General features: G+C 69.0%; 17 protein-coding genes and 1 other RNA gene. 16 read left to right on the top strand and 2 right to left on the bottom strand.

All coding sequences use genetic code 11. The features are described from left to right. Window positions 1–428: 428 nt before the first annotated feature. Together ATO4_RS04855 and ATO4_RS04850 are read right to left on the bottom strand one after the other, a co-directional pair. Window positions 429–1,616: a lytic murein transglycosylase gene (locus ATO4_RS04855; RefSeq protein ID WP_083590286.1), complete on the bottom strand. Its 1,188-nt coding sequence runs from the start codon at window positions 1,614–1,616 to the stop codon at window positions 429–431. A 70-nt stretch (window positions 1,617–1,686) separates the two neighbouring features. Then, window positions 1,687–2,502 (bottom strand): GH25 family lysozyme, encoded by an 816-nt coding sequence (locus ATO4_RS04850; RefSeq protein WP_083590285.1) that lies wholly within the window; start codon window positions 2,500–2,502, stop codon window positions 1,687–1,689. 345 nt (window positions 2,503–2,847) lie between these two features. On the opposite strand from ATO4_RS04850, the gene ATO4_RS04845 reads away from it, so the two are divergent. The 16 genes from ATO4_RS04845 to murB all read left to right on the top strand — a co-directional run bounded on the left by ATO4_RS04845 (window position 2,848) and on the right by murB (window position 20,384). Further along, window positions 2,848–3,561 (top strand): DnaJ family molecular chaperone, encoded by a 714-nt coding sequence (locus tag ATO4_RS04845; protein ID WP_083590378.1) that lies wholly within the window; start codon window positions 2,848–2,850, stop codon window positions 3,559–3,561. Continuing rightward, window positions 3,558–4,337: an N-acetylmuramoyl-L-alanine amidase gene (locus ATO4_RS04840; protein WP_245308575.1), complete on the top strand. Its 780-nt coding sequence runs from the start codon at window positions 3,558–3,560 to the stop codon at window positions 4,335–4,337. The genes ATO4_RS04845 and ATO4_RS04840 overlap by 4 nt, the downstream gene beginning before the upstream one ends. A gap of 138 nt (window positions 4,338–4,475) precedes the next feature. After that, window positions 4,476–4,919: RNase P RNA component class A (gene rnpB, locus ATO4_RS04835), an RNA gene on the top strand. Window positions 4,920–5,621: 702 nt separating this feature from the next. Further along, window positions 5,622–6,092, top strand: coding sequence for a division/cell wall cluster transcriptional repressor MraZ (gene mraZ, locus ATO4_RS04830; RefSeq protein WP_083590284.1), 471 nt, complete (start codon window positions 5,622–5,624; stop codon window positions 6,090–6,092). Continuing rightward, window positions 6,092–7,138, top strand: a complete 1,047-nt coding sequence (rsmH, locus tag ATO4_RS04825; RefSeq protein WP_083590283.1) for a 16S rRNA (cytosine(1402)-N(4))-methyltransferase RsmH — start codon at window positions 6,092–6,094, stop codon at window positions 7,136–7,138. The genes mraZ and rsmH overlap by 1 nt, the downstream gene beginning before the upstream one ends. Before the next feature lie 3 nt (window positions 7,139–7,141). After that, window positions 7,142–7,495 carry a hypothetical protein gene (locus ATO4_RS04820; protein WP_083590282.1) on the top strand — a complete coding sequence of 118 codons (354 nt, stop codon included), beginning with the start codon at window positions 7,142–7,144 and terminating at the stop codon, window positions 7,493–7,495. After that, a complete protein-coding gene (locus tag ATO4_RS04815) occupies window positions 7,492–9,255 on the top strand; it encodes a penicillin-binding protein 2 (protein ID WP_245308574.1) in 1,764 nt (587 codons plus the stop codon). Before ATO4_RS04820 ends, ATO4_RS04815 begins: the two co-directional genes overlap by 4 nt. Before the next feature lie 207 nt (window positions 9,256–9,462). Further along, window positions 9,463–10,911, top strand: a complete 1,449-nt coding sequence (locus ATO4_RS04810; RefSeq protein WP_083590281.1) for a UDP-N-acetylmuramoyl-L-alanyl-D-glutamate--2,6-diaminopimelate ligase — start codon at window positions 9,463–9,465, stop codon at window positions 10,909–10,911. Beyond that, the gene (locus ATO4_RS04805) at window positions 10,908–12,392 is read left to right on the top strand and encodes a UDP-N-acetylmuramoylalanyl-D-glutamyl-2,6-diaminopimelate--D-alanyl-D-alanine ligase (RefSeq protein ID WP_083590280.1); all 1,485 of its coding nucleotides are present in this window, start codon (window positions 10,908–10,910) and stop codon (window positions 12,390–12,392) included. The genes ATO4_RS04810 and ATO4_RS04805 overlap by 4 nt, the downstream gene beginning before the upstream one ends. After that, a complete protein-coding gene (mraY, locus tag ATO4_RS04800; RefSeq protein WP_083590279.1) occupies window positions 12,389–13,471 on the top strand; it encodes a phospho-N-acetylmuramoyl-pentapeptide-transferase in 1,083 nt (360 codons plus the stop codon). Before ATO4_RS04805 ends, mraY begins: the two co-directional genes overlap by 4 nt. A gap of 10 nt (window positions 13,472–13,481) precedes the next feature. Further along, window positions 13,482–14,882: a UDP-N-acetylmuramoyl-L-alanine--D-glutamate ligase gene (murD, locus tag ATO4_RS04795; protein ID WP_083590278.1), complete on the top strand. Its 1,401-nt coding sequence runs from the start codon at window positions 13,482–13,484 to the stop codon at window positions 14,880–14,882. Next, the gene (gene ftsW, locus ATO4_RS04790) at window positions 14,879–16,048 is read left to right on the top strand and encodes a putative lipid II flippase FtsW (protein ID WP_083590277.1); all 1,170 of its coding nucleotides are present in this window, start codon (window positions 14,879–14,881) and stop codon (window positions 16,046–16,048) included. Before murD ends, ftsW begins: the two co-directional genes overlap by 4 nt. 12 nt (window positions 16,049–16,060) lie before the next feature. After that, window positions 16,061–16,345, top strand: a complete 285-nt coding sequence (locus ATO4_RS04785) for a hypothetical protein (protein ID WP_083590276.1) — start codon at window positions 16,061–16,063, stop codon at window positions 16,343–16,345. A 544-nt stretch (window positions 16,346–16,889) separates the two neighbouring features. Then, a complete protein-coding gene (gene murG, locus ATO4_RS04780) occupies window positions 16,890–17,990 on the top strand; it encodes an undecaprenyldiphospho-muramoylpentapeptide beta-N-acetylglucosaminyltransferase (RefSeq protein WP_083590275.1) in 1,101 nt (366 codons plus the stop codon). A 28-nt stretch (window positions 17,991–18,018) separates the two neighbouring features. Beyond that, entirely contained in the window at window positions 18,019–19,437 is a 1,419-nt protein-coding gene (gene murC, locus ATO4_RS04775; protein WP_083590274.1) for a UDP-N-acetylmuramate--L-alanine ligase, read from the top strand. Continuing rightward, window positions 19,434–20,384, top strand: a complete 951-nt coding sequence (gene murB, locus ATO4_RS04770; protein WP_083590273.1) for a UDP-N-acetylmuramate dehydrogenase — start codon at window positions 19,434–19,436, stop codon at window positions 20,382–20,384. The genes murC and murB overlap by 4 nt, the downstream gene beginning before the upstream one ends. The last annotated feature ends 398 nt before the right edge of the window (window positions 20,385–20,782 follow it).

Below are 20,782 nucleotides of genomic sequence, written 5' to 3'. Positions count from 1 at the left end.
TTGGTGCGTCAACGTGCGCAGCGGGCCTGGCACGGCTTTCGCGGAAGTGGTCGAAATCGCAACGGTATCGTTGATGTGCGATACCGATTCCGAGCGTCGGATTCGCCGGAGAATGCCCCCATATGGGGTGGATACACAGGTGTTGCGGGTGTCCCGCCCGGGCCGGCGGGGGCGGTCGGATCCGGCAGCTGAGCAGCGCCGTCGCCGGGACACGCTCCGGCCGTCATGACCGGCGACGAGCCCTGAGCGGGAGGCGGAGGCCGGGAAGCATGGGCGGGGTGCGGACCCCGTGCGGCGCAGATCCGCGGGCGGCCTGCGGCACCGCCGCTTCTGGCCGCCGCCGGGCGATTCGGGCGCGCCGGCGCCAGCCGCGGACCCCCGTGTTTCCGCCGGTACCCCTTCAACGAAGTGACGCCCGGCGGGAAGCCTCAGAGCGCCGAGAGGAGCTGGGCCGTCGGCCAGCCGTCGGCCGGCATGCCGAGCCGCAGCTGCTCCCGGCGGACCGCGGCGCGGGTGTTCTCGCCGATGATGCCGTCGATCCCGCCGACGTCGTGGCCGCGGTCCACCAGCTTCTGCTGCAGCGCCTTGGTCTCGTCGAGGGTGAGGCTGGGGGCGGGGTCGCCCATGTCGACCGGCTCCGCCCCGGCGAGCCGGGTGGCGAAATAGGCGGCCGTCAGCGAATAGACCAGCGACTTGTTCCAGGCGAGATAGATCTCGAAATTCGGGAAGGCCAGGAAGGCCGGTCCGTTGCGGCCCATCGGCAGGATCAGGGCCGAGGGCACGTCGTCCGTCTCGAGCGGCGAGCCGTCGGCCTTGGTGACGCCGAGCTCTGCGAAGTTCGACCGCGGCTCCTTGTTGACCAGCGCGGCGCGGTCCCAGGGGAAGTCGGCCGGCACGTCGACCGCCTCGAGCCACGGCTCGCCGCGGCGCCAGCCGAGGGAGGCGATGTACTTGCCGGTGGTCATCAGGACGTCGGCCGTGTCCTTGCGCAGGTCGACGCGGCCGTTGCCGTCCTCGTCGGTGCCGAACTTGACGTATTCCTCCGGCAGGAGCTGGGTCTGGCCGATCTCGCCCGCCCAGGCGCCGCGCATCTCCTGCGGCGTCAGGTAGCCCTTGTCGACGATCTCGATCGCCGCCATCAGATGCGGGCGGAACAGCTCCGGCCGGCGGCAGTCATGGGCGAGGGTGGCGAGCGCCGGCAGCGTCTCGAAGTCGCCGAGCACGGCGCCGTAGTCGGTCTCGAGGCCCCAGAAGCTGGCGATGACCGCCGCCGGCACGCCGGTCTCGGCCTCGACGTGGTCGAAGACCCCGGCGTATTTCTGTATGTTCTGGCGGCCGAACTTCAGCCGGTAGCCGCTGACCATGCGGGTGGCGAACTGGCGCCAGTCCTGGGCGAAGACGCCCTGCGCCCGGTCGGCGGCGAGCACCTTCGGGTTGATGCGCATGTCGGCGACGGCCGCGTCGACGGCCGACTGCGAGCGACCCTCGGCCAGCGCCTGCTGCCGGACGCCCTGCAGGAAGGTCTGGAAGTCGCCGCCGCATTCCTGGGCGGAGGCGCCGGCGGTGGTGGCGGCGAGCAGGGCAAGGGTGACGGCAAAGCGTGGCGCAACGGGCATCGAACTCGCACTCCGAACGGATGGGGACGTGAGGTCTTCGGTTATAGCGTCTTGGCGGCCGTTTGAAGCCTCATCGCGCAAGATTGGCCTTCAGCCACTTCACCCAGTCGTCGCGCGTTCCGGCGAAGGCGTTGCGGTCGACGTCGCCCTTGATGCCCGGGACGGTTCCGGTGGCTGTGTACTGCCAGAAGCGGAATTTGCGGTTCTCGTAGACGTTGTCGGGATGATCGGCGACTGCGCGCAGCCAGAATTCGTGGTTGGGGAACGCGCCGACCAGCCTTTCGCGGTGGACGTCGATCGGAATGTAGAGAAGCGGGCGCTGGCCGTAGTGGCGCTCCAGAAGGTCGGACATCGCCATCACCTCGCGCACGATCGTCTCGCGCGGCGGGCGGATGGTGCAGGTGGGCGAGAACGGCGTCCACTCGACGTCGATCACCGGCGGCAGGGCGCCGCGCTCCTTCGGCACGTTCCGGATGAACCACTCGGCCTGCTCATGGCCGGGCCGGCAGTGATACCAGAAATGATAGGCGCCGCGGGGAATGCGCGCGGCGGCGGCACCCCGCCAGTTGTCGGCGAAGCGGTCGTCGACCCGATCGCCGCCCTCGGTCGCCTTCAGCCAGGCGAAGGCGACGCCGCCATTGCGGGCGGCCGCCCAGTCGATGTCGCCCTGGTACTTCGCGACGTCGATGCCGTGGACGGGATAGTGGCGAGCCTCCGCCGCCGCATAGTCGGACAGGCCGAGTTCCTCGACGCTGAGCCCCGTCGAGCGGCATCCGGCGAGCGCCGCGGATGCCGCGAGACCGGCGAGGAAGGCGCGACGCGAGGCGATCCGGTGCGGGGTCCTGCCCGCGCTTTTCTCGCTGCGTCCGTCGTTTCGACCCGTCATCGGCGATTGAACCTTTCGCGATTTGAAGCTTTCGAGCGGAGGGGATTCTCGTGCGGCGTCGGCGCGCGCGCAATTGCTCAATGGCCACAGGCGCGTCTCGTTCGCCGGCCGCACCACCCCTTCCGCATTCGCCGGACCCTGACACGGGCAACTTGACCGGGGCTTGAGGAGGGGCGATAGCGAAAGCTTGTTCTGCGCTGCGGTGGATTTCGCTGAGAGGTGCGCCACCTCCATTCCCGCTTCTTTGAAGCCGAGAAAGGCGTATTGTCAGCGCCAACCGCCGTGGCCGGATCAGGGGCTCCCGGACCAGCGGCGGGTCTTTACGAAGCGGACCGGTGAATGCCGATGGCGATCTTCCAAACCCTCAATACGCTGCTCCAGTCGATCCAGGGAAGCGGCCGGGCGACGCTCGACGCGGTTCTGGAGGCGGTGCGCTCGCTGTTCTCCGGCGACCGGGAGACGCGGCGCAAGGTGGCGTTCTCGGTGGCGATCATCGCCCTGTCGGCCAAGATGGCGAAGGCCGACGGCATCGTTTCCGCGGCCGAGGTCGCCGCCTTCCGGCAGATCCTGGAGATCCCGCCCGAGGAGATGCGCAACGTCTTCCGGCTCTACGACATCGCCAAGGAGGACATCGCCGGCTTCGAGGCCTATGCCGGCCGGCTGCGCGGGCTGTGCGAGGACGAGGCCGGCAACTGCCAGCTGCTCGGCGACGTGCTCGACGGGCTGTTCCACATCGCCAAGGCGGACGGGATCGTGCATGAGCGGGAGATCGAGTTCCTCGAGGGGATCGCCACGATCTTCGGCCTCGACGCGGCCGCCTTCGAGCGGCTGCGCGAGCGCCACATCGCCGGGCCGAACAACCCCTATGCCGTGCTCGGCATCGATGCGGATGCGACGGCGGCCGAGGCGCGCAGCCAGTATCTCACGCTGGTCAAGGAGAACCATCCCGACCGGCTGGCGGCGAGGGGGGTTCCCGACGAATTCATGTTCATCGCCTCGGAGCGCATGAAGGCGATCAACGACGCCTATTCGAAGATCGCCAAGAGGCATGCCGCTTGACGCCGGACTGCGGGCTGGTGGGCGAGATCCGGCCGTCGCCGAACTTCAACGCCCGCCGCGATCCGGCCGTGCCGACCATGCTGATCCTGCACTATACCGGCATGGGCAGCGGCGAGGCGGCGGTGCGCTGGCTGGCGGACCCGGCGAGCGAGGTGTCCTGCCACTACGTCGTCCATGAGGACGGCCGCATCGTCCAGATGGTGCGGGAGGCGGAGCGCGCCTGGCATGCGGGGCAGGGCAGCTGGCAGGGCGTCAGCGACCTCAACTCCCAGTCTATCGGCATCGAGATCGTCAATCCGGGCCATGCCGGCGGCTGCCCGGACTTCTGCGAGCCGCAGGTCGAGGCGGTGATCCGGCTCGCCGCCGACGTCGTCGCGCGCCATCGCATCCGGCCCGAGCGGGTGCTCGGCCATTCCGACGTCGCGCCGGCGCGCAAGAAGGACCCGGGGGAGAAGTTCCCATGGTCTCGGCTCCACGCCGCGGGGATCGGCCACTTCCTCCCGCCTGCCCCAATCCGAGACGGGCCGTGCCTGAGAGAGGGTGACGAGGGGGCCGCTGTCGCGGCATTCCAGCGCAGCCTGGCCGCCTACGGCTACGAGGTCGCGCCGACGGGGGGCTTCGACGCCGCGACGCGGCTCGCCACCGCCGCGTTCCAGCGTCACTTCCGGCCCGGCCGCGTCGACGGCGTCGCCGACGTCTCGACCATCGAAACGCTCACCGCGCTGCTGGCAGGGCTGGCGGCGCCTGGTTCGGGGCGCGTGGCCGCGACGGCGTGAGGGGCGCTGCGGGGCGGCGGCGCACGACGGCGTCTGGGCTCGCTCGGACGGGTACGGCGGCCCTCGGCGCACGATGAGCGGTGCACAGCCGTGCCGCGGCGATTGACAAGCGCGCCGGCCTGTCCGACTGAGGCACCGTCAGCCGGCCGGGCGACCGCTCCCGTCAGACGTCGAAAGACGGCGGGGGAGGAAAGTCCGGGCTCCACGGAGAGACGGTGCCGGATAACGTCCGGCGGGGGCGACCCTAGGGAAAGTGCCACAGAAAGCAGACCGCCCCGCCTACAGTTCGGCTCGTCGTGACGAGGGTCACGAGGCAGCGAGCCGCAGTGTCGGCGGGGTAAGGGTGAAAGGGTGGGGTAAGAGCCCACCGCGGCGCCGGCAACGGCGGCGGCATGGTAAACCCCACCGGGAGCAAGACCGAATAGGGACGACGCGGCGTGGGATTTCGTCCCACCGCCAGCCTCTCTCCGGGCCAGTCGTTCGGGTAGGTTGCTAGAGGCGGTCCGCAAGGGCCGTCCCAGAGGAATGGTCGCCAGGCGGCTCTGCCGCTTACAGAACCCGGCTTACAGGCCGGCTGACACTCTTGGCACCACAGGCTGTGGCGCGGCGGGCCCGTCGCGCGGGGCACCGACGCCGTCGCTGCACCGGGCCGGTGCTCGCGACTGGGCCGGCGACTGGGCCGGCGACTGGGGTGGCCGACCGGGCCGGCGACTCGGCTGGCGACCGGGCTCGCGCGCTCTGCCGTCGCGGGCAGTCGCAGCCGTCGCCGACGGTTCTCCCGGCGGGCGGTGCGCCGGTCCCGGCGGTCGCGAGCGGCGCCGCGTCGACGCTATCTCCCGGCCGCTTTCGCATTGCACCATTATTTTTCTGGAGCCGGCAAATCCTTGCCCCAGCCTCGCCCGCGCAAGGCCTCGCGGCTCTCCTCACCCTTCCATGACCAAACCGGAATTTGTCGATAAGCGGATAGGATTTTCTTAATGTTAGTCGGGCGTTAACGGCGTCCGTCATAGACTGGGCGAAAGCGCTGCGGGAGGGCTGTTAGGGCCTGTTCCCATTGACGCCCACGGATGCCCATGATATCCCAAAACCCACATCGAGAGGGTCGTGTCAGACCCGAAATCAAGCAGTGCATAACGTGCTTCCGCAGGGCGGAAGAGGCGGCCTCGGCTTCGACGCAAGCTTTGGCCGGGGTCTCTTGTCGTGCCTGCTGTCGGTTGGTTGCGGGGGTCGATCCGGGCGGTGCGAGGGCTGCGGTGTGTGGCAGGGTGGAACGAGTAGCCGTTGATGGACCGCTTCCTTTCGAGCTTCGTCCACAACGTCGATGCCAAGGGGCGGGTTTCGGTTCCCTCGTCGTTTCGCCAGGTCATCGCCAGTCGCGGCATTCGCGAACTCTTCGCGATGCGCTCGCTGTCGCAACCGGCGGTCGACGTCGGCGGGCCGGAGCTGATGGAGCACTACGAGAAGCAGATGGAGGCCGTGGATCCATTCAGCGACCTCTATCAGGAGCTGGCGATCTACGCCTATGGCGATGGCGCCTATCTGAAGTTCGATACGGAGGGGCGTATCCTGATGACCGATTTCATTCGGTCCCATACGGGGATCACGGACCGCGTCACCTTCGTCGGCGTGAAGAATTCGTTCCAGCTCTGGGAGCCGGACACTTTCGAGGCTTTCCGCGGGGCGCTGCGGGAGAAGCTGAGGGACAGGCTGACGCGCGATCGAGGGGGTTCGGCCTCCGTCGAAACACCGGAATAATGGCGGGCGACGAAGGGACCGAGGATCCCGGCGTTGGCGGACCAGTTCGTCATGTTCCGGTGCTGCTGCGTGAAGTGGTCGGCGCCCTGGCGCCGACCACAGCCGATCTGATCGTCGACGGCACCTTCGGGGCCGGCGGCTACACGGCGGCGCTGCTGGGGCAGGGGGCGGACGTGCTGGCGATCGATCGCGACCCGACGGCGATCGCCGCCGGGCAGGCGATGGTGGAGGCCGCGGCAGGTCGTCTGACCCTCGTGGCGGGCCGCTTCTCCGAGCTCGATGCCATCGCCGCGGCGCGCCATCCGGACGGCGTCGACGGCGTCGTCCTCGACATCGGCGTCTCCTCCATGCAGATCGACGCGGCCGAGCGCGGCTTCTCCTTCCAGAAGGACGGTCCGCTCGACATGCGCATGGCGGGGGCAGGGCCCGGGGCCGGCGCCAGCGCCGCCGACGTGGTCAACACCCTGAAGCACGGCGATCTGGCGCGGGTCCTCGGCTTCTACGGCGAGGAGCGCCAGGCCGGGCGCATCGCCGGCGCGATCGTCAGGCGGCGCGCCGAGCGGCCGTTCGAGCGCACGCTGGACCTCGCCGAGGTGATCGGCCGCGTCGTCGGTCGCTCGCCCAAGGACAAGATCGATCCGGCGACGCGCAGCTTCCAGGCGCTGCGGATCTACGTCAACGACGAGCTCGGCGAGCTGGCGCGCGCCCTCGCCGCCGCCGAACGCGTCCTGAAGCCGGGTGGCCGCCTCGTCGTCGTCACCTTCCATTCGCTGGAGGACCGGATCGTCAAGCGCTTCCTCAAGGATCGCTCGACGCAGCCCACCGCCTCGCGGCACCTGCCGGACGTCTCGCTGCGGACGCTGACCTTCGCGGCCAGCAACAAGGCCGTGGCGGCGACCGGCGAGGAGGCGGCGAGAAACCCGCGCGCCCGCTCCGCCAAGCTGCGGCTCGGGATCCGGACCGACGCCGCGCCGCGCCCGGAGGCCGACGCCCTGTCCTTCGCCGACCTTCCCAACCTCGCCGACCTGCCCGAGACCGGAGACTGAGCCATGCTGAAGACGCTGAACATTCTTCTGGTCACGGTGATGCTCGGAGCCGCCGCCTACACCTACGGCATCAAGCACGAGGCCGAGCTGATCGAGGCGGAGGTCGCCAAGATCGACCGCAAGATCAGGCTGGAGAAGGAGACGATCTCGCTGCTCCAGGCCGACTGGACGCTGCTCGACCAGCCCGGCCGCCTGCAGCGCCTCGTCGAGATCTATGCCGAGGACCTGAAGCTGCACCCGATCCAGCCCGACCAGATCGTCGAGCCGGACGAGCTGCCCGCGCCGCGCGTCGTGCCCCTGCCGGCGCAACCTTCCGAAGGGCGCTATGCCTACAATGCCGGGACGTCCGTGAAATGATGCATTTCAAAGACCTTTCCAAACTCATGGCCCGCCCCTTCACCAAGCTGGCGACGCGGGCGCCGGCCGGCCCCGCGGTGTCGCGCTACGATCGCTTCGGCCGCCGCAAGGGCGGCGTCGACGTGCCGAAGAACCACGGCCGCTTCGCCCTGGCGATCGGCCTGTTCGCGGCCGTCTATCTCGTCATCGGCGCGCGGCTGGTGGAATGGGGCGTCGAGCCGGTGCAATCGGCGGCCTATTTCCGCAGCGCCAACCAGATCATGTCGGCGCGCCCGCAGATCGTCGACCGCAACGGCCGGGTGCTGGCGACCGACATCACCACCTTCTCGCTGTTCGCCGAGCCGCGCCGGATCATCGACGCCGACGAGGCGAGCGAGCTGCTCCTGTCGGTGCTGCCCGATCTCGACCCGAAGTGGCTCTTCAAGCGCCTGTCCGGCGATCAGGGCTTCGTCTGGCTGCGGCGGGAGCTGACCCCCAGCCAGAAGCAGGCGATCCTCGATCTCGGCATTCCCGGCGTCGGCTTCCGCCCGGAAAAGACGCGCTTCTATCCCGGACGCAGCACCGCCGCCTACATCGTCGGCCATGTCAATGTCGACAACCAGGGCACCGCCGGCATCGAGAAGTGGATCGACGACGATGGCTTCAAGGCGCTGCAGACCTCGGGCCTCGCCACCGAGGCGGATCTGAAGCCGGTCAAGCTCGCCATGGATCTCCGCGTCCAGCACATCGTGCGGGACGAGGTGGCGCAGGCGATGGAACGCTACCAGGCCCTGGCGGCGGGCGGCGTCGTGCTCGACGTCGAGACCGGCGAGGTCGTCGCCATGACCTCGGCGCCGGACTACGACCCGAACATCCCCTCCCAGGCCCTCGACAAGAACCGGCTGAACCGCATGTCGGCGGGCCTCTACGAGATGGGGTCGACCTTCAAGACCTTCACCACCGCGATGGCGCTCGATTCGGGCAAGGTGAAGATCACCGATTCCTTCGACGCCTCCCGGCCCATCCGCATCGGCGGCTTCACCATCAACGACTTCCACGGCAAGCGCCGGGTGCTGTCGGTGCCGGAGATCTTCATCTATTCCTCCAACATCGGCACCGCCCAGGAGGCCGAGAAGGTCGGCATCCCGGCGCACAAGGCATTTCTCACCAAGCTCGGTCTCCTGAGCCGGTGGCAGACCGAGCTGCCCGAGATGGCGACGCCGACGCAGCCGAAGGAATGGAAGCTGATCAACTCGATCACGATCTCCTTCGGCCACGGCGTGTCGACCACGCCGCTGAACACGGCGGTCGCGGCAGCGGCGCTGATGAACGGCGGCCGTCTCATCCCGCCGACCTTCCTGCCGCGGACCAAGGCGGAGGCCGACGCGCTGGCGACCCAGGTCGTCGACCAGCGGACCAGCGACGAGATGCGCTACCTGTTCCGCCTCAACGTCGCCGACGATCGCGGCTCCGGCAACTACGCCAACATTCCGGGCTACATGGTGGGCGGCAAGACCGGCACGGCCAACAAGGTGGTCAATGGCCGCTATTCCAACACCGCCAAGTTCAACGCCTTCCTGGCGGCCTTCCCGATCGACCACCCGCGCTACATCGTCCTGACGGTGGTCGACGAGCCGAAGCCGGAGAAGGGCAAGTACTATGCGACGGCCGGCATGAACGCCGCCGTGATGGCCGGCAACATCGTCCGGCGTTCGGCGACCTTCCTCGGCGTGCGCCCGGAATTCGGCGAAGAAGGCAAGTCCCTGCTGGTTTCCTACTAGGCGGCCGCGATCCGGCCAGGGACGCGTTCCGTGGCCCGAGACTTTCCGGATCGGCCGCGCGATGGACCCATCGTGCGGCCGTCCTTTCGAAGGCGACATTGGGTCTTCGATGTCGCGCGAACGGCATTCAAATGACCGGGTCGCTGCACTAAAAGATCAGGCAGTCGGCCGGTTCTGCGGCCGTGGACGAAGCAAGGACCAGCGATCATGCAGCTCTCCCTTCTGGCAGAGGGGCTCGGCGCGCTCGAAGGCGGCGCCGATCCGGAGATCTCCTCGCTGACGGCCGATTCGCGGCAGGTGAAGGCCGGGGCGCTGTTCGCGGCGCTGCCGGGAACGAAGGTGGACGGCGCCGCCTTCGTAGCCGATGCCGAAGCGCGGGGCGCGGCAGCGATCCTCTGCGCCGAGGCGGGCACGCCCCACACGAGCCTGCCGGTGCTGTGCAGCCCCGATCCGCGCCACGCCCTCGCAGTCATGGCGGCGCGCTTCTACGGCGCGCAGCCGGACCACGTCGTCGCCGTGACCGGCACGGCGGGCAAGACCTCCATCGCCACCTTCACCCGGCAGATCTGGGAGCGCACCGGCCGCGCCGCCGCCTCCATCGGCACCACCGGCGTCGTCTCGCCGAAGCGTGTCGTCGAGGGCGCGCTGACGACGCCCGATCCCGTCCACCTTGCGGAACTGATGGCGCAGCTTGCCGGCGACGGCGTCACCCACGTCGCCATGGAAGCCTCGAGCCACGGCCTCGACCAGCGCCGGCTCGACGGCGTCCGGCTCAGCGCCGCCGCCTTCACCAATCTCGGCCACGACCATCTGGACTATCATCCGGACCACGAGAGCTATTTCGCCGCCAAGATGCGGCTGTTCACGACGCTGTTGCCGAAGGGCGCGCCGGCGGTGATCAATGCCGACGACGCCTGGTCCGGCCGGGCGATCGAGGTGGCGACGGGCGTCTCGGCGAAGGTCATGACGGTCGGCCGGGCGGGCAGCTTCCTGACGCTGAAGCGCCTCGAGCACGAGCGCAGCCGGCAGATCGCCGAGATCGAGGCCGAGGGCCGCATCCACCGCATCGTCCTGCCGCTCGCCGGCAGCTTCCAGATGGCCAATGCGCTGGTCGCCGCGGGGCTCGCCATCGTCACCGGCGTGCCGACGGCCGAAGCGCTCGGCGCGCTCGAGGAACTCGAGGGCGCGAGCGGCCGACTGGAACTCGCCGGGACGACGCCATCGGGGGTGCCGGTCTTCGTCGACTACGCCCACAAGCCGGAGGCGCTCGAGAACGTCATCGAGTCGGTGCGCCCGTTCACCACCGGCCGTGTCGTCGTCGTCTTCGGCTGCGGCGGCGACCGGGATCGCGGCAAGCGCCCGATGATGGGCGAGATCGCGACGCGGCTCGCCGACGTCGCCATCGTCACCGACGACAATCCGCGCTCGGAGGATCCGGCCAAGATCCGGGCCGCCATCATGGCGGCGGCGCCCGGCGCAATCGAGATCGGCAACCGCCGCGAGGCGATCCGCCAGGCGATTTCGGGCGCGGCGGCGGGCGATACGGTGATCGTCGCCGGCAAGGGACACGAAACCGGCCAGAAGATCGGCGAGGTGGTGCATCCGTTCAGCGACCACGAGGAAGTGCGGTCGGCGATCGCGGAGCTTCATGCATGAGTGACATGCTTTGGGAGACGAGCGTCCTTCTCGACGCGATGCAGGCGCGGCCGATGGGGCCGGTGCCGGAGGGCATCACCGGCATCTCCATCGACACCCGGACGATCAGCCCGGGCGATGCCTTCTTCGCCATCAAGGGCGAGCGCTTCGACGGCCATGACTTCCTGACGGCGGCCCAGCGCGCCGGGGCGGGGCTGGTGGTCGTCGCCGAGCAGAAGCTTCCCGCACTCGGCCGGGTGCAGGCGCCGATGCTGGTCGTCGACGACGTCCTCGCGGCCCTGGTGCGGCTCGCCGAGGCGGCCCGGGCCCGCTCGCGCGCGAAGATCGTCGCGGTCACCGGCAGCGTCGGCAAGACCACCACCAAGGAGGCGCTGCGCCACGGGCTCGGCGCCGTCGGCAGCGTCCACGCGAGCGCCGCCTCCTTCAACAACCACTGGGGCGTGCCGCTGTCCCTCGCCAGGCTGCCGGCGGAGACGAGCTATGCCGTCTTCGAGATCGGCATGAACCACCCGGGCGAGATCCGCCCGCTGGTCGGGCTGGTCCGGCCGCATGTCGCCATCGTCACGCTGATCGCGCCGGCCCATCTCGGCCATTTCCGCGACCTCGACGAGATCGCCGAGGCCAAGGCGGAGATCTTCGAGGGCGTGGTGCCGGGCGGCACCGCCATCCTCAATGCCGACGACGAGCGCTGCGGCCTCCTGGCGGAGTATGCCCGCAAGGCCGGGATCACCGAGATCGCCACCTTCGGCGAGGCGGCGGGTGCCGACTTCCGGCTGATCGCCTTCGAGGCGACCCGCGAGGGCGCCAATGTCGACGCCGAGATCTCCGGCGAGCCGCTGCGCCTCGCGCTGGCGACGCCCGGCCGTCACATGGCCCAGAACGTCCTCGCCGTCCTCGGCACGGCGGCGCGCATCGGCGCCGATGTCGGCAAGGTCGCCGCGGCGCTCGCCGGCTGGCATGCCGTCAAGGGCAGGGGCGCCCGGCACAGCCTGGCGCTCGGCGACGGCGGCGCCGCGACGCTCATCGACGACAGCTACAACGCCAACCCCGCCTCGATGCGCGCGGCGCTCGACGTGCTCTCCCGCGCCAAGCCCGGCGAAAGCGGGCGACGGATCGCGGTTCTCGGCGACATGCTGGAACTCGGGACGCACTCGGCCGAACTTCATGCCGGCCTGAAGGATGAAGTCCTTGCGGCAGGCGTCGATATCGTGTTCCTCGCCGGCGAAGAGATGAAGGCGCTCGACGATGTCCTGTCCGGCGTGGTCGCGTGCCAGTGGCACGAGACCAACGACGAGCTGGTCGCCGATCTCGAGCGCACGATGCGCGGGGGCGACGTCGTCCTCGTGAAGGCTTCGAAGAGTATTGGATTTTCTCCCTTGGTCGAAACGCTGCTGTCACGCCACGAAGATAGGACGCAGGAGAGCACCTCCCGCGACACGCAGGCCGCGGCGGCGCAGACGACCTCGGGAGCGGCCAGATGATCGCCTACCTGGCCGAATTCGCCGACACGGTTCCGCTCTTCAACGTCTTTCGCTACATCACCTTCCGCACCGGCGCGGCGATGATCACCGGCTTCATCGTCGTCTTCCTGTTCGGCCCGGCGATCATCGCGGCGCTGCGCCTGCGCCAGGGGCGGGGCCAGCCGATCCGGGCCGACGGCCCGCAGACCCATTTCAAGAAGGCCGGGACGCCGACCATGGGCGGCCTGATGATCCTGTCCGGGGTGATCGTCTCGACGCTCTTGTGGGCGGACCTGCGCAACATCTATGTCTGGACCGTGCTGCTGGTCACCGTCGGCTTTGGCGCCATCGGCTTCTACGACGACTATCTGAAGGTCACCAAGCAGAGCCATCTCGGCTTTTCCGGCCGCGCCCGGCTGGCGCTGGAGTTCCTCATCGCGGCGCTCGCCGTCGGGGCGATCGTCTATGCCGGCACCGGCCCCTTCGCGACCTCGCTGGCCTTCCCGTTCATCAAGGAACTGCTGCTCAATCTCGGCTGGTTCTACGTCGCCTTCGGGGCCGTGGTGGTGGTCGGCTCGGCCAATGCGGTGAACCTGACCGACGGCCTCGATGGCCTGGCGATCGTGCCGATCATGATCGCCGCGGCCGCGCTGGGGCTGATCGCCTACGTCGCCGGCAACGTGAACTTCTCCAACTACCTGCAGATCCACTACGTGGCCGGCACCGGCGAACTCTCGCCGCTGTGCGGCGCGGTGATCGGCGCCGGCCTCGGCTTCCTCTGGTTCAACGCGCCGCCGGCGGCGATCTTCATGGGCGACACCGGCTCCTTGGCGCTCGGCGGCATGACCGGCGCCATTGCGGTCGCCACCAAGCACGAACTCGTCCTGGCGATCATCGGGGGCCTCTTCGTGATCGAGGCGATGTCGGTGATCATCCAGGTCGTCTCCTTCAAGCTGACCGGCAAGCGGGTCTTCCTGATGGCGCCGATCCACCATCATTTCGAGAAGCTCGGCTGGACCGAGAGCCAGGTGGTCGTCCGCTTCTGGATCATCGCCTTCATGCTGGCCTTCGTCGGCCTGTCGACCCTGAAACTCAGATGAGCGAGGCGCGATGATTCCGGTCCGTTCTTTCGCTGGCCAGAAAGTGGCGCTGTTCGGGCTCGGCGGCTCGGGGCTGGCGACGGCCCGGGCGCTGGTTCAGGGCGGCGTCGACGTCATCGCCTTCGACGACAATCCGGCCAGTGCCGAGAAGGCCGCGGCCGAGGGCATCGCGACGGCCGACCTTCGAACCGCCGACTGGACGCAGCTGGCGGCGCTGGTGCTGTCGCCGGGGGTGCCGCTCACCCATCCGCGGCCGCACTGGACCGTCGATCTCGCCCGCATCCACCAGGTTCCGGTGATCGGCGACATCGAGCTGTTCGCGCGCGAGCGCCGGGCCGCCGCGCCGACGGCGCCCTTCGTCGCGATCACCGGCACCAACGGCAAGTCGACCACGACGGCGCTGATCGCCCACTGCCTGACCGTCGCCGGCAAGGACACCCAGCTCGGCGGCAACATCGGCGTCGCCGTCCTCACCCTCGATCCGCCGACGCCGGAGCGCCACTACGTCGTCGAGTGCTCGTCCTACCAGATCGATCTCGCCCCGACGCTCCAGCCCACCGTCGGCATTCTCCTCAACCTGTCGCCGGATCATCTCGACCGGCACGGCAGCATGGGCAACTACGCCGCCATCAAGGCGCGGCTCGTGGCCGAATCGGAGACGGCGGTGATCGGCGTCGACACCGAGCCGTGCCGCCAGATCGCCCTCGGCCTCGAATCCGATGGCCGCCCGGTGGTGCGGATCTCCCAGGCGGCGACGCTCGATGCGGGCATCGGTTTCGACGGCACGTGCCTGCAGCGCCGCATGGCCGGCCTTGCCGATGCGAGCTTCGACATTTCCGCGATCGGATCCTTGCGCGGTCGCCACAATGCGCAGAATGCGGCGGCCGCCGTCGCGACCCTCACCTGCCTCGGCATCGACGATGCGACGATCGAGCGGGCCTTGCGGTCATTCCCCGGTCTTGCGCACCGGATGGAGGAGGTCGGCCGGGCTGGCCGCGTCCTCTTCGTCAACGATTCCAAGGCGACCAATGCCGATGCCGCGGCGCCGGCGCTGGCGGCCTTCAAGCGGATCCACTGGATCGCCGGCGGGCTGCCGAAGGAGGGCGGCATCGCGTCCCTGAAGCCGTATTTTCCCCGGATCGCCAAGGCCTACCTGATCGGCGAGGCGGCGCCCGCCTTCGCCGCCACTCTTGGTGAACGAATTCCTTACGAAATCTCTGGCACACTGTCGGTCGCCGTCGAACATGCGGCAGCCGAGGCGAAGGCGGCCGGAGAGGATGCGGTGGTTCTCCTGTCCCCGGCCTGCGCGAGCTTCGACCAGTTTCGAAATTTCGAGGTCCGGGGCGATGCGTTCCGTGCGGCGGTGGCCGCCCTTCCGGACGTCGACGCGAGCCGCGGGGAAACGCGATGACGATTGCACTGACGAGACGGGAGACGACGACGCTGATCGCCGACTGGTGGCGGAGCGTCGACCGCTGGCTGCTCGCCGCCTTCCTGATTCTCCTCGTCGCCGGCTTCATGCTGTCCTTCGCGGCGAGCCCGCCGGTGGCCGAGCGGATCGGTCTCGAGCCGTTCCACTTCGTCAAGCGGCACGCGTTGTTCCTCGTCCCCTCCATCCTGGTGATGCTCGTCACCTCGCTGCTGACGCCGCGGGGCGTGCGCCGCATCGCCTTCGTCATCCTGATCGGCTCGATCCTCCTGATGGTCGCGGCGCTGTTCTTCGGCACCGAGATCAAGGGCGCCCGCCGCTGGATCGACTTCGGCCCGCTCAACATCCAGCCGTCGGAATTCATGAAGCCCTGCTTCATCGTCGTCTGCGCCTGGCTGTTGGCCGAGAAGGTCAAGCGCGCCGACGTGCCCGGCAATCTCTATGCCCTCATCCTGCTGCTGATCGTCACCGCGCTGCTGGTCGCCCAGCCCGACCTCGGCCAGACCATGCTGGTCGCCGGCGCCTGGGGCGGCCTCGTCTTCATGGCCGGCCTGTCCTGGCTGTGGATCGTGGCGCTCGGCGGCCTCGGCGCGGTCGGCGCGGCCAGCGCCTATCTGATGTTCGACCACGTGGCGAGCCGCATCAACCGGTTCTGGACCGGCGAGGGCGACACCTTCCAGACCGACCGGGCCCGCGAGGCGATCCTCAACGGCGGCTGGCTCGGCCAGGGCCCGGGCGAGGGCACCGTGAAGCGGCTCCTGCCCGACAGCCACACCGACTTCGCCTTCTCGGTGCTTGCCGAGGAATTCGGCATCCTCGCCTGCATGGCGCTGGCGGCGCTCTTCGCCTTCGTCGTGCTGCGCGGCCTGTCGACGGCGCTGACCCAGCGCGATCCCTTCGTGCGCCTGTCGATCTGCGGCCTCGTCTTCGTCTTCGGCCTGCAGTCGATCATCAACATGGGGGTGAACCTGCAGCTGATGCCCGCCAAGGGCATGACGCTGCCCTTCGTCTCCTATGGCGGCTCGTCGATGCTGGCGATCGCGATGTCGGCGGGCTTCATCCTCGCCCTGACCCGCAAGCGGGCGGAGAACCGCTCCTTCACCGACCAGCTGGTGCAGAGGACGATGGTGCTGCACGGGGCGGCGTAAGGGACAGGCGGCGTGGGAGGCGATCGCCCGCCCGAACCGGAAGACCTGCCGCTGGCCGGGAGCGTTGCCGGCGGCGCCAAGACCGAAGGCGAGCGCGAACAGATCAAGCTGCAGGCGACCTATATGAACGGCATCGCCATCGGCGTCTTCGTCGTCGGTGGCTTCACGATACCGACGTCTATCATCCTCAGTTCGGGCGACTTGATTTTTGCCGCATTTTTTGCGCCGCTTTGCTTCGTCCTCAGTTTCGGACTACATAAGGTCGCGAAAAGATCGCTGAAGGAGCTGGACCGATGAGCTTGGTGGAGACGATCTTACTGGCTTCGCTGCTGCCGATAGGCGCAGTTGCGATCGCTGCACTCGTATTGCGTGATTCTCGGAAGATCACGGCGCAAGCTCACGCTCGCGCAACGGCTCAGCGGAAGTCGCGGTAGGGTCTTGGCTAACCCGGCAAGAACATATCGATCGTACGGTCGCTCTGTTAGGGGGCATTGGGTCTGTCGGATCGGAAGTTGAGGCTCGACGCTGCGGTTTGAACGATGACCATTTAGGAGACCTTTATTCTGGCCCTGATCATGCCGGTCAGCGCCCTTCTGATCGGGCTGTCGGTCAACCGCGAGTCTCGGAAGATTACCCAGCGGGCGCATGCTCGAGCGAAACGCCTGGTCCGGCTCGCTGAACCAGATCGCGACACAACTGCAACTTGGGATCCCGAAGCTGCAAACTCGCACCCTCGCAATCGCAGCTGAAAAGCATCTTTCCGTGCGGTACCATGCCGTTTCGCCTCAATTTACGCTGACGAAGGCCATCCCGTTCTCGACCCTTCCCGCCACGAGTATCCATGACCACCATCCTCCTCGCCGCCGGCGGCACCGGCGGCCACCTGTTTCCCGCCGAGGCGCTGGCCCACGAGCTGATCGCCCGCGGCTACACCGTCGAACTCGTCACCGACGACCGGGCGGGCCGCTATGCCGAACGGTTTCCGGTGAAGGAGGTCCACCATGTGCGCTCGGCGACCTTCGCCTCGAAGAACCCGTTCGCCGTCGCGAAATCCCTGTGGACGCTCTGGCGCGGCTTCCGGGAGGCCGGCGAGCTGGTTCGCAGGTTGAAGCCGGCGGTGGTGATCGGCTTCGGCGGCTATCCGACGGTGCCGCCGCTGATGGCGGCGATCCGCGCCGGGCGGCCGACGATCATCCACGAGCAGAACGCGGTGATGGGCCGGGCCAACAGGTTTCTCGCCCGCCGGGTCGACCGGATCGCCGCCGGCATTCCCCAGGACAAGGCCGAGCCGGCGGTGGCCGCGAAGATCACCGTCACCGGCAATCCGGTGCGGCCGGCCGTGCTGGAGGCCGCCCAGCGGCCCTATGTGGCGGCCGGGCCGCAGGACCCCTTCAACCTCGTCGTCTTCGGCGGCAGCCAGGGCGCGGCCTTCTTCTCCGATGCGATCCCGCAGGCGGTGGACCGTCTGCCGGAGGAGCTGCGCAGGCGCCTCAGGGTGACCCAGCAGGCCCGGCCCGAGGACGAGGCGCGAGTGAGCGCCTTCTATGCCGAGCGCCGGATCGCGGCGGAGGTGTCGCCCTTCTTCACCGACATGGCGGCGCGGATCGCCGGGGCGCATCTGGTGGTCAGCCGCTCCGGCGCCTCGACGGTCTCCGAGATCGCCGTGATCGGCCGGCCGGCGATCCTGGTGCCGTTTCCCTATGCCCTCGACCACGACCAGGCGGCCAATGCCGCGAAGCTTTCGGCCGAGGGCGGGGCGATCGTCGCCGCCCAGGCGGAGCTGTCGCCGGAGCGCCTCGCCGGGCTGATCGGCGACATCGCCGCCGATCCGCAGCGCGCCGCCGCGATGGCCGCCGCCGCCAGGGCGACGGGCGTCGCCAATGCCGCCGCCTTGCTCGCCGACCTCGTTGCCTCTATGCCCGGGGTCGCTATAACGCGCTGAAAACCCGATCACGCGAAGGGAACACGCCATGAAAATGCCGCCGAACATCGGACCGGTGCACTTCATCGGGATCGGCGGTATCGGCATGAGCGGCATCGCCGAGGTGCTGGTCAATCTCGGCTACACGGTGCAGGGCTCCGACCAGAGCGAGAACGCCAACGTCCAGCGGCTGCGCGAGAAGGGCGTCACCGTCCATATCGGCCATGCCGCCGACAATCTCGGCACGGCCGAGGTCGTCGTCGTTTCGACGGCGATCCGGCGCAGCAACCCGGAGCTCTCCGCCGCCCGCGAGCGGCTCTTGCCGATCGTTCGCCGCGCCGAGATGCTGGCCGAGCTGATGCGCTTCCGCCAGGCCATCGCCATCGGCGGCACCCACGGCAAGACGACCACGACGTCGATGGTCGCGACGCTGCTGGATGCCGGCGGCATGGACCCCACCGTCGTCAATGGCGGCATCATCAACGCCTATGGCACCAACGCCCGCATGGGTGGCGGCGACTGGATGGTGGTCGAGGCCGACGAGAGCGACGGCACCTTCCTGAAGCTGCCGGCCGACGTCGCCGTCGTGACCAACATCGATCCGGAGCATCTCGACCATTACGGGACCTTCGACGCGGTGCGCGCCGCCTTCCGGGCGTTCGTCGAGAACGTGCCGTTCTACGGCTTCGCGGTGATGTGCCTCGACCATCCGGAGGTGCAGATCCTCGTCGGCGAGATCGAGGACCGCCGGGTCATCACCTATGGCGAGAACATCCAGGCCGACGTGCGCTTCCACAATCTGCGCTTCGAGCCGGGCAAGTCGCTGTTCGAGGTGACGCTGCGCGACCGGGTCACCGGCACCAGCGAGACGATCGCGGATCTCGTCCTGCCGATGCCCGGCCGCCACAACGTCTCCAACGCCACCGCCGCCATCGCCGTCGCGCACCGGCTGGGCATTTCCGGCGACGCGATCCGCGCCGGGCTCGCGGCCTTCGGCGGCGTCAAGCGCCGCTTCACCCTGACCGGCACCGTCGGCGGCATCGCCATCTACGACGATTACGGCCACCACCCGGTGGAGATCCGGGCCGTCCTCGCCGCCGCTCGCTCGTCGGCGACCGGCCGCGTCGTCGCCATCGTCCAGCCGCACCGCTACTCGCGCCTGCAGTCGCTGTTCTCCGACTTTGCCTCCTGCTTCAACGACGCCGACACGGTGGTGGTCGCGCCGGTCTATGCGGCGGGCGAGGAGCCGATCGAATTCGTCAATTCGGAAATGCTGGTCGAGCGGCTGAAGCTCGGCGGCCACCGGGACGCGCGGCTGATCGACGGGCCGCAGGAGATCGCGCCGCTGGTCCGGCAGCTCGCCGACCCCGGCGACATCGTCGTCTTCCTCGGCGCGGGGTCGATCACCCAGTGGGCCTATGCCCTGCCGAAGGAACTGGAAAAGCTCGGGCTCGGAAGAGACGGATGACCGCGCTTCTCGAACGTCTCGGCGACAGGCTGTCCGGCGTGCGCGGCCGGCTGAGCGCGGATGCCTCGATGGGCAAGCTGACCTGGTTCCAGGTCGGCGGTCCGGCCGAGCTGTTCTTCCAGCCGGCGGACGAGGAGGACCTGGCGCTGTTCCTCGAGCGCCTGCCCGAGGAAATCCCGGTCCTGGTCGTCGGGGTGGGATCGAACCTCCTGGTGCGCGACGGCGGCATCGCGGGCGCGGTGATCCGCCTCTCGGCCAAGGGGTTCGCCGGCGTCGAGCAGATCTCCGACCACCGGCTGCGCGCCGGCGCGGCGCTGCCCGACAAGCGGCTGGCGGCCGCCGCGCTCGAGGCGGGGATCGGCGGGCTGCACTTCTATCACGGCATTCCGGGCGCCGTCGGCGGGGCGCTGCGGATGAATGCCGGCGCCAACGGGGTCGAGACGGCCGAGCGGGTTGTCGAGGTCCACGCCATCGATCGCAAGGGGCGGCGTCATGTGCTGACCAAAAGCGAGATGGGCTATGCCTATCGGCACTCCGAGGCCCCGGAGGGGCTGATCTTCACCGGGGCGATCTTCGAGGGCGTGCCGGCCGATCGCGACGAGATTCGCGCGAGGATGGACGAGGTGCAGACCCACCGCGAGACCGTCCAGCCGATTCGCGAGAAGACCGGCGGGTCGACCTTCAAGAATCCCCCGGGCACCTCCGCCTGGAAGGAGATCGACCGGGCGGGCTGCCGCGGGCTGACGGTCGGCGGCGCGCAGATGTCGCAGATGCACTGCAACTTCATGATCAATACCGGCGGCGCCACGGCCTTCGACCTCGAGACCCTCGGCGAGACGGTCCGGCAAAGGGTGCGGGCAACGTCCGGCATCCTCCTCGACTGGGAGATCAAGCGGCTCGGACGCTTCGAGCCGGGCCGGGACGTGATGCCGGCCGATTCGCAGTGACGGCCCTCGCCGACCGCGCAGGTCCCTGAACCGTCCCTTATCGGGCAGATCTCGATCCGGGTGTTGGAACGCCGGGGGCGCCGGATCCGCGGCGCCTGCGGGATGAACCGCTGGAGCCGGAGGAGATCGGCTTCGGCCGGCATCCCGCTCGATCCTCCAGTTGCCGGTTGATCGCTTCCGCAAGCCGGTTTGCGCGTTCCAGGATCATGCTCTGGTGCAGCGGCCGGACGACAGCCGTGTCCGCCCCTGCCGCCGAGGGGCTGTCGGTGGCGGAGCCCGCTCGACGCGCGGCCGGCGCGGGCAAGCAGTTTGGTCCCTGTACTGTCATCCATCGAATAAGCCGAGGCGTTTGTCGCGACGGTCCGGACACGAGGAATCACGGCCGGATCCGGTGGCGA

Source organism: Aurantimonas sp. 22II-16-19i (genome assembly GCF_002088275.1).
Lineage (GTDB): Bacteria > Pseudomonadota > Alphaproteobacteria > Rhizobiales > Rhizobiaceae > Jiella.
This window is presented reverse-complemented; position numbering and strand designations above follow the sequence as displayed.